9 protein-coding genes are annotated in these 8,675 nt (G+C 64.4%); 5 read left to right on the top strand and 4 right to left on the bottom strand.

The features are described 5' to 3' along the window. Window positions 1-44: 44 nt before the first annotated feature. The 4 genes from AC07NC_RS17245 to AC07NC_RS17230 all read right to left on the bottom strand — a co-directional run bounded on the left by AC07NC_RS17245 (window position 45) and on the right by AC07NC_RS17230 (window position 4,167). On the bottom strand, window positions 45-365 hold the full coding sequence (locus tag AC07NC_RS17245) for a hypothetical protein (RefSeq protein WP_494570277.1): 321 nt from the start codon (window positions 363-365) through the stop codon (window positions 45-47). Between the two features lie 61 nt (window positions 366-426). Next, window positions 427-648, bottom strand: a complete 222-nt coding sequence (locus AC07NC_RS17240) for a hypothetical protein (RefSeq protein ID WP_494570276.1) — start codon at window positions 646-648, stop codon at window positions 427-429. Between the two features lie 186 nt (window positions 649-834). After that, entirely contained in the window at window positions 835-1,863 is a 1,029-nt protein-coding gene (locus AC07NC_RS17235) for a YaaC family protein (protein WP_494570275.1), read from the bottom strand. A gap of 393 nt (window positions 1,864-2,256) precedes the next feature. Continuing rightward, the gene (locus AC07NC_RS17230; RefSeq protein WP_494570274.1) at window positions 2,257-4,167 is read right to left on the bottom strand and encodes a PAS domain-containing hybrid sensor histidine kinase/response regulator; all 1,911 of its coding nucleotides are present in this window, start codon (window positions 4,165-4,167) and stop codon (window positions 2,257-2,259) included. 172 nt (window positions 4,168-4,339) lie between these two features. Between AC07NC_RS17230 and AC07NC_RS17225 the strand changes: the two genes are divergently transcribed. The 5 genes from AC07NC_RS17225 to AC07NC_RS17205 form a co-directional block, all read left to right on the top strand. Beyond that, on the top strand, window positions 4,340-4,681 hold the full coding sequence (locus tag AC07NC_RS17225; protein ID WP_494570273.1) for an STAS domain-containing protein: 342 nt from the start codon (window positions 4,340-4,342) through the stop codon (window positions 4,679-4,681). Continuing rightward, a complete protein-coding gene (locus AC07NC_RS17220; protein ID WP_008263549.1) occupies window positions 4,678-5,046 on the top strand; it encodes a response regulator in 369 nt (122 codons plus the stop codon). Before AC07NC_RS17225 ends, AC07NC_RS17220 begins: the two co-directional genes overlap by 4 nt. After that, the gene (locus tag AC07NC_RS17215; protein WP_494570272.1) at window positions 5,043-7,067 is read left to right on the top strand and encodes a chemotaxis protein CheA; all 2,025 of its coding nucleotides are present in this window, start codon (window positions 5,043-5,045) and stop codon (window positions 7,065-7,067) included. The genes AC07NC_RS17220 and AC07NC_RS17215 overlap by 4 nt, the downstream gene beginning before the upstream one ends. Continuing rightward, entirely contained in the window at window positions 7,064-7,585 is a 522-nt protein-coding gene (locus AC07NC_RS17210; protein WP_426025891.1) for a chemotaxis protein CheW, read from the top strand. The genes AC07NC_RS17215 and AC07NC_RS17210 overlap by 4 nt, the downstream gene beginning before the upstream one ends. A gap of 23 nt (window positions 7,586-7,608) precedes the next feature. Next, window positions 7,609-8,675, top strand: a 1,067-nt coding sequence (locus AC07NC_RS17205; protein ID WP_494570271.1) for a HAMP domain-containing protein, incomplete at its 3' end; no start/stop codon positions are given.

Here is an 8,675-nt window from a genome sequence, read left to right as displayed (position 1 = left end):
AGACCTCAGGAATGAGGGGTCCTTATTCGACGCCGATCACACCGCTAACGGGGTCCCTTTTCCACGCCGATCCACACGCCGAAACGGTCCTTCAGCGCCAGTTCGAGCGCAATCAGGGCGGCCAATTCGCCAGCCTTGATCATTCCCGGATCGATCCACCCGATCCGATAGAGGGCCTGGGCGCGGCTGAACTTTCGCTGAATCACATTCGGCAGGTGAGCGGGAAGACCAAGCTCGTCGATGAACGCGCGCCAGGACGTCGCCGTATTGAACTGTAGGGTGTCGACGGGCGAGCGGGGCGATGGCCACACGAGGTTGAGCGGACCGGCCGCGTGCGACAGGTTCAGGTCTTCGAGTAATGACATAGGCGCACCTCGCAAAGGTCTGGCCGCCGACGAGACACCGATTTTCCCCGATCAGAAAGTGTCAGTACCGCCCCTTGCCGAACGCTTCGCTGCCCGCCTTGGTAATGAGGTATCCCTCATCTCCGAAGCGGTCGACGCCATGGGTCGCAAGCCCTAGCTCGACCAGGCCTTCGAGTGTCTTCGTCCCGATGCCACGACCGAAGGCGCCGGCGGGCTCGGCGCTGTGCTGGCTTGACCAAAGCCGCTCCAGCGCGCGCCGCTGAGGGTCAGTGAGTGTGGGCACAACATTCTCCTTCGTTATTCGGATGTTTGTGGAAGGCCCAGATCAGTTGGGCGAACAATAGCTCCTACGGCATTCGGCAAACTTGACGCGCGACGGGGCGAAAGTCCCGTTTTCGGCCGATGATCAGTGACCGCTGCTCGCGCCTGAGACTTGGGTTGTTGGCCGATCTCGCCCGCATGGCGCTCGTCAAGCTAGGGCGCTGCTGATCAGCTTTGCCCAGTCTCTCTCGACCGACGTCATTGCGGCCAGAAGTAGGGGTTGGGCGGTGTCCCCCTTCTCGTTTCTCAGCAAGGCCATCCACTTGGATGGGAAGTACCGGACGAGCATGCCTAGTACATAGGCAATGAGGAAGGTGCGCAGCAGCTCAGAAAATCTGTCGCCATTTGGGAAGTCTTCAAAAATGAACATGCCATCGCCCCCAATGTACTGTGTGGCGGGGATGAGCGGCTTGAGCGCGTTGAGGTCCGTACCCGGCAGATGAACGAACCAGCTCGGCAGGGACAATCTTCTCGCGGACGGGCGATCTTGAACCACTGTCCCCGTCGGAAAGCCAAAGCGGGTCTCAACATCAGACTTCGAAATGCCTAAGGCGAAGATATAGATTTCCAAGCCTGTGGGCGTGGCGACGATCTCGCCAAGATGGGATTTGTCCGATCGGCCTGTCGTCTCTCGATACAGTGAGAGAAAGCGTGTGTCTCGGCTGAGCAGGTCATCGAGCGTCACGATGCTCTCATCAGTAAGAAAGCTTGGTGTTGCATAATTCGCGTGGAAAATTCCTTCCGCTAGGCTAGGCAAATTCCACCAAGACATTTGCTGTTTGTTTCGGGTTGCCCGGGCCAGTTCGGAGAACGTCCCGTTGGTCGTGCGAAAGCCGACCTCGAGCATGTTCTCCAGCCCACGGGAAAGGGTGCCCTGCCAGTCCACGATCTCGATGCCATGGCTCGGTTTTAGACTGGCCTCTGTTTTTCGGGAATCGAGGAGGAGCACCAAACCGCGGCTGAGCGCGAGCACGCCGTAGTAAAGCAATAAGGGCTTAACCGCCGTGGCCGACTGCTTGGCGCTGAAGAAGTACTCCCGACCTTGGGTGAAGCAGGAAATTATCTCGCGGGTGCGGCCGGCGGACAAGCTGCGTGCATGGCGCTGCCTGTACCAACGGCCGACATAGTCGTGGCTCTCAAACCGAGTTAAATCGCGCCAGTAGTCTGTGTCTGCCATGACCAAAATTCATCTCCTGGAGTGCATACGCGGCACGATTGTTGGCAACGGCCGTTTTGATGGCAGACTCTGATAGTCGGGACTTGATTGATGCAAGGCGGGCGGGATTTTTCCGGCCGCCGCGTTAACCGCGCTGAAAGTCGGCTTTCGAGCAGCTGACCATTGTCCGCTGCTGGCGCCGAGCAGACCTCCTTAGACGACTTTTCTCGCCCACTCTGGTAAGCTCCTAGATAGGCTGGAAATCGCTCGCGATTTCCGCCGCCGTGGTGACCATAGGGTGACCACGGGGTTCTTCCGCTCCATATCGGATCGGAATTCATCAATACGCTCAAGGGCTTATTGCGACGGATTAGGCGTTTTCCGCTTCCTCTATTGGGACATCGAGCTCGAACCCTAGGCGTTCGCGTGACGGCCCAGGGGCGTGCGGGCCGGGGCGTCCGCCAGCAGGGCCTGGATCTCGTTGAAAAGCAGGGCGAGGGTGAAGGGTTTGCCGAGGTGGCGGTCGGCGCCCGCCAGCCGTGCCGCTTCGACATGTTCGGGCTGGGTGTTGGCGGTCAGCATGATGACCGGGACGTGGGCCTGGCCCGCCGCGCGTTCCGCGTCGCGAATGCGGGCGACCGCCGTGATTCCGTCCATGCGGGGCATCTGGATGTCCATCAGGATGACGTCGAAGGTTTCGCGCCCGGCGGCTTCCACAGCCTCCACGCCGTCTTCGGCCGTCGTGACGTCCGCAACCGACTCCAGCATCATTTCGACGATCCGGCGATTGGTCGGATGGTCGTCCGCGACCAGGACGCGCAACCGGTCAACCGGGTCGGTCGTGACTTCGTCCGTGGTTTGAACCGGCGCGGTGGACAGGGGCAGATCCAGCCAGAAGACCGACCCCCCGTCTTCACGCGGCGCGGCGTCGAGGATCCCGCCGAGCGCCCGCGCGGCTTTCCGCGCCAAGGCGAGACCCAGGCCCATGCCGCCGTATTCGCGGGTCAGGGCGTCGTCCTGTTGCCGGAACGCGGCGAACATGGCCGCCTTCAGGGCGGGATCGAAACCGACGCCCGTGTCCACGCAGGCGAAGCGAACGCCCCCGTTCTGGCATGGATCGACGGTCAGGCGGATTTCGCCCCGGTGGGTGAACTTGACCGCATTATTCAGCAAGGGCGCCAGCACCCGCTCTATGCCCGCGGGATCGCCGACGAAGGCTGCGGGAAGAGCGGGGGCGATCTCGACGACGAACGCCAGGCCCTTGGCCCTTGCGGCCTCGCGAGCGGGGCGGACGACCCGCTCGATCAGGTCGCCAAGGACGAAGGTCTCGACCTCCGGCGGCCCCTCTATCCCGTCCAGGCGAGCGACGGCCAGCAGTTGCTGCAACTGATCCTGCAGCACGGCGGCCGAGGCGCGGATCATCTCGGTGACTTCCTGGATGTCCGGCGCGGTCGAGCGGGCGGCGAGAAGATCGACCCCGGCGATGACGCCGTTCAGGGGGGTGCGAATCTCGTGGCTGATGTTGGTGACGAAGGCGCTGCGGGCGCGGTTGGCCTGTTCGGCCTGTTCCAGCGCCTGATAGAGGGCGTCGGCGTCGCGCTGTTTCTGGGTGATGTCCTCGGTCAGGCCGATCAGATGGCGCACGCCTTCGTCGTCATAGGTCGCGAGCTTGGTGGCGGCCAGATAGCGGAATCCGGCCTCAGCATGATCTTCGTACACCGTCGACTGGGAGCCCATGCCCGGTACGGCGTCCGCCGCCCATTCAGCGAAGGCGGCGGGCAGGACGTCGGAGGCCCGCAGTCCCGTCAGCCCCTCGAACCGACCGAACAGTTTCTCCGCCGCGCGGTTGGCCAGGATGTAGCGGCCCGTCCGGGCGTCCTTGACGGTCAGGGCCAGGGGCAGGACCTCGATGACGGTGTTCAGGAAGGCGGCGGTCTCGGTCTCCTGGGTGACGTCCTCGGCCTTGACCAGAAGGCGCACGATCCGCCCGGCGTCGTCGCGAACGGCGCTGACCGTCGTATCCAGATAGACCGCCGACGATTGTTCAGTGGTGAATCGCGTGCGGAAGGAAAAGGCCCGACCCGCCTGTGCTTCCTGGACGCCGCGATCAATGGAAAAGCGGCAGTCGACCGGCCAGGCGTCGCGCCAGGCCATGGTATGGGGCGCTGGAGGTTCCGGCTGGAAACGCCGCGCCGCACGGCTGACATGGACGATCCGTCCCTGTGGGTTCAGCAGCCATATATAGGCGGGCGAGGCGTCCGCGATCTGGCCGTGGAAGACGTCGCCCTCATAGCAGGTTTCATCATCTGCATCGACGTAGGTCAATTCGGACCCCCCTGTGTTCAGCGGTTCTGCTGAGGATTCAAATCTAATCCGGGAAGGTGAAGTCGAAGTGAACGACACAGCCTTGCGTTGCTTATGGTCAAGCTAGGTAGATTCACCTAGCGGAGTTTTGAAGGCGGTTTAACGCCCATCGTCAACCATGGGGATCAGTTGCATGGCTCTGCGTCATGCGTGGTGGGGATGGAGTATGACGAAACGTGTGCTGATCGACGCTGCTCTCGTAGTGAAGAACGTCGTCGTCCTTCGCCAGTCGATTCTCGACGCCTTCGAGGAAGACGACACCATCAGTCTCGACCTTGCCGATGAACAGCCCGTCGATCTTTGCGGATTGCAGCTGATCGAGTCTGCGCGGCGCCAGGCCCGGGCGGTCGGCAAGACCCTGGTCCTGGAACGTCCGGCGACGGAATTTCGGCCAGCGCTCGATGCAGCCGGCTTCCTGACGGACGCCACGGCTGACGATCTCCAGTTCTGGCTTCACCAAGGACCCGCCCAATGACCGCTTCTATCCTCACGGTCGATGACTCGCCCAGTATCCGCGTCGCGCTGAAGATCGCGCTGACCAACGCCGGCTATTCGGTAGCCGAAGCGGTCAATGGCGCCGAGGGCATTGAAAAGGCCAAGGCCAGCGCCTTCGACCTGATCATCACCGATCTGAACATGCCCGTCATGGACGGCCTGACCATGATCGAGGAGATGCGCCGGATGCCCGATCAGATGGGCGTGCCGATCGTCTTCCTGACCACGGAATCCGACGAAGGATTCAAGGCGCGGGCCAAGGCCGCAGGCGCCACCGGATGGCTGACCAAGCCCTTCGATCCCGATCAACTGGTGCGTGTGGCCAAGAAGGTGCTGGGACGATGAGCGACGAAGCCATCGCTGTTTTCCAGGTTGAGGCGAGAGAGAACCTGGAGTTGATCGAACAGGGCCTGCTCGATCTGCTGGACCGACCCGAGGATCGCGATCTGGTGGACGCGGTTTTCCGGGGCCTTCACACCCTGAAGGGATCGGGGTCCATGTTCGGCTTCGACGCCCTGGCCGGTTTCACCCACCACTGCGAGACCGCCTTCGACCGCGTCCGCAAGGGCGAGGTGGCGGCCACGACCGACCTGGTCTCGGCCGTTCTGGCGGCGCGGGATCATATGCGCCGCCTGATGGAGGATCCGACGGGTGATCACGGCGCGGCGGGCGATGTCCTGCTGGCCGACCTGGAACGGGCTGTGCGCGAAGCGGACGGGAATGCGCCCGTCGCCGCCGCTCCCGTCCAGACGGCCTGGCGCATCCGGTTCGATCTGCCGTCCCACGCCTTCAAGAACGGCACCAATCCACTGGCCCTGCTGGCCGAGCTTCGCGACCTGGGCGAGGCGCGCGTCGTGGCCGACGTCTCGCGCGTGCCGCCGTTGAGCCAGATCGAGCCGACCGACCACTATCTGGCCTGGGACGTGACCTTGACCACCGATCAGGGCCGGGGGGCGATCGAGGATGTCTTCATCTTCGTGATGGACGAGATGAACCTGTCGATCGAGCCCCTGGACGCGTCCAATGCGGACGCGGTCGTTGCGGACCAGACCGGTCCGGCTGAGGTCGTCGCCGAGGGTCCTTCGACCCTGCCCCAGACCGCCGCACCGGCTCAGGTCGCCGCGCCGGTCCAGTCTTCCGCCCCCACCGCTCCGGACGCCGCCGAGGCCGGCGTCGCCAAGACGGCCAAGCCGAGCGAGAGCGTGCGGGTGCCGGCCGATCGCCTGGACGAACTGATGGACCGCGTGGGGGAACTGGTCATCGCCCAGTCCCGCCTGAGCCAGATCGCCAACTCCGGCGTCGACACAGCCCTGCGCGCCGTCTCGGAAGAGATCGAACGCCTGTCGGGCGAGCTGCGCGACACCATGATGGTGCTGCGCATGGTGCCGGTGGCGACCCTGTTCGGCCGCTTCCGCCGCCTGGTCCATGACCTGGCCCGCGAGACCGGCAAGGTCATCGAACTGTCGACCGACGGCGAGACGACCGAGATCGACAAGACCGTCATCGAACGTCTGGCCGACCCGCTGGTCCACCTGATCCGCAACGCCGCCGACCACGGACTGGAGACCGCCGAGGATCGCGCGGCCGCCGGCAAGCCGGCCACCGGCCGCATCCGCCTGTCGGCCCATCAGTCGGGCGGCGAGGTGGTCATCACCATCCGCGACGACGGCCGAGGCATCGACCGCGACCGCGTCCGCGCCAAGGCGGAGGCGCAGGGCCTGATCGAGCCCGGCGCCGCACTCAGCGACCACGACCTGCTGCAGATGATCTTCCATCCCGGCTTCTCGACGGCGGCGGCGGTGACCAATCTGTCCGGCCGCGGCGTCGGCATGGACGTGGTCAAACGCACCATCGAGGCGCTGCGCGGCTCCATCGACATCGCCAGCCGGCCTGGCGAGGGGTCGGAGGTGTCGCTGCGGATCCCGCTGACCCTGGCCATCATCGACGGCCTGCTGGTCCGCGTCGGTCAGGGCCGCTACGTCATTCCGCTGGGCGCCGTCGAGGAATGCCTGGAACTGTCGCTGGACGAGGATCTGCGCTCGCGCGGTCGCAGCTTCATCTCGCTGCGCAACAGCCTGGTGCCCTATCTGCGCCTGCGCGAAATGTTTGAGACCGGCACCCCGCCCGAACTGCACCAGAAGGTCGTGGTCGTCTCGACCGGGACCGAGCGGATCGGCCTGGTGGTCGATCAGATCATCGGCGACCACCAGACGGTGATCAAGTCGATGTCCAAACTCCATTCCGGCCTGCCGACCTTCTCAGGCGCCACAATCCTGGGCGACGGCGGCGTGGCCCTGATCCTGGACGTTGGCCACCTGGTCGCCAAGGGCCAGCAGCAGGAGGCGCAGATGCGCGAAGCCATATGAGCACCCAGGCCGAAATCACCACTGCGCCCGGTTGGACCGGCGCCGAACAGGTCGAGGTCCTGACCTTCGAACTGAATGGCGAGCTGTTCGCCCTTCACGCCGTCGGCGTGCAGGAGATCATGGACCTGGCGCCCGAGACCGTGGTGCCCGGCGCCGGCGCCTTCGCCGGGGCGGTCATCAACTTCCGCGGCAAGGTCATTCCCTTGTCCGACCTGCGCGTGGCCTTCGGGCTGGAGCGGGGGGCCGCCACCATCGACAGCCGGATCGTGGTCATCGAGATCGAACTGGCCGGCGAACCGACCCTGGTCGGCCTTCGCACCGACAAGGTCCACGAAGTCACCACCCTGGCCCGCGCCGACTCGGAGGCGCCGCCCAGCGTCGGCATGCGCTGGCGGCCCGAGTTCATCCAGTGCCTGGTCAAGCGCGGCGGCGAATTCATCGTCGTTCCCGACCTCCAGGCCATCTTCAATCAGCAGCAGGACGCCCGCCAGCCGGCCGCGTCCGCTACCCGCCATTAACCGGCTCTTCGAGGGGATAGAGTATGCGTTTCACCATCAAGGCTAAACTGGCCACGGGTTTCGGGATGATGATCATCCTGCTCGTCGGCATCGCCGGTCTGGGCATCTACAGCCTGGGCAATCTGAACCAGGCCATCACCGATGTGATTGCAGGACCCGCCCAGCGGCTGGAGAATTCCCAGACGGCGAATATTCGCCTGCTGGAATCGATCCGAGCCGAAAAGAACCTGGTCCTCTCCTCGACCCCTGAAGAAATGAGCCGTCACGTGGCGACGGGCGAACAGGCCCGCGAGGCCATGGCGGAATTGCTCGCGGTCGGTGTGGACAAGGCAGCCGCTAGCGGCAAGCCGGATTGGGAGAGACTGGAAGCCCTCTTGGGGCGGATGACGACGCTGGAAAGCCGGATGGCAGAGTTGGTTCGCGCCGGGCAGAATGCGGAAGCGGTCGCCTTGTCTAACGGGCAAGGTCGTGAAATCGCGACCGAGATGACGGAGATCTTCGACAAGATCGTGGCGCGTAACCAGGCCGCAATGGTCAAGGCCGATGAGGACACGGGCAAGCAATACGCTGACACCCGCAACCTCGTGGTCGTCCTGACCCTGGCGGCCCTGGCCATCGCCGTGGCCTTCGCCCTGTGGATCGCCCTGGGCATCAGCTCGGGCCTCAGCCGCCTGATGACCGTGGCCGACGCCGTCGCCATCGGCGACCTGGACGAGCGGGTCGAGATCAAGTCGAACGACGAGATCAAGGACCTGGTCAACGCCTTCAACAGACTGACGGACAATCTGAAGACCACCGCCACCATGGCGGATGAGATCGCCAACGGGGACCTGACGGTCCAGCCCAAGCCGCTGTCGGACAAGGACACGCTGGGTCTTTCGCTGCAGTCCATGGTGGAACGCCTGCGCGGCGTGGTCGGCGACGCCCTGTCGGCCGCCGACAACGTCTCCTCGGGCAGCCAGGAGCTTTCTGCGACGTCGGAACAGATGAGCCAGGGGGCGACCGAACAGGCGGCCGCCGCCGAACAGGCCTCGGCCTCGATGGAAGAGATGGCCGCCAACATCAAGCAGAACGCCGACAACGCGGCCCA

The organism is Brevundimonas sp. GW821-FHT10A07, from assembly GCF_059415785.1.
This window is presented reverse-complemented; position numbering and strand designations above follow the sequence as displayed.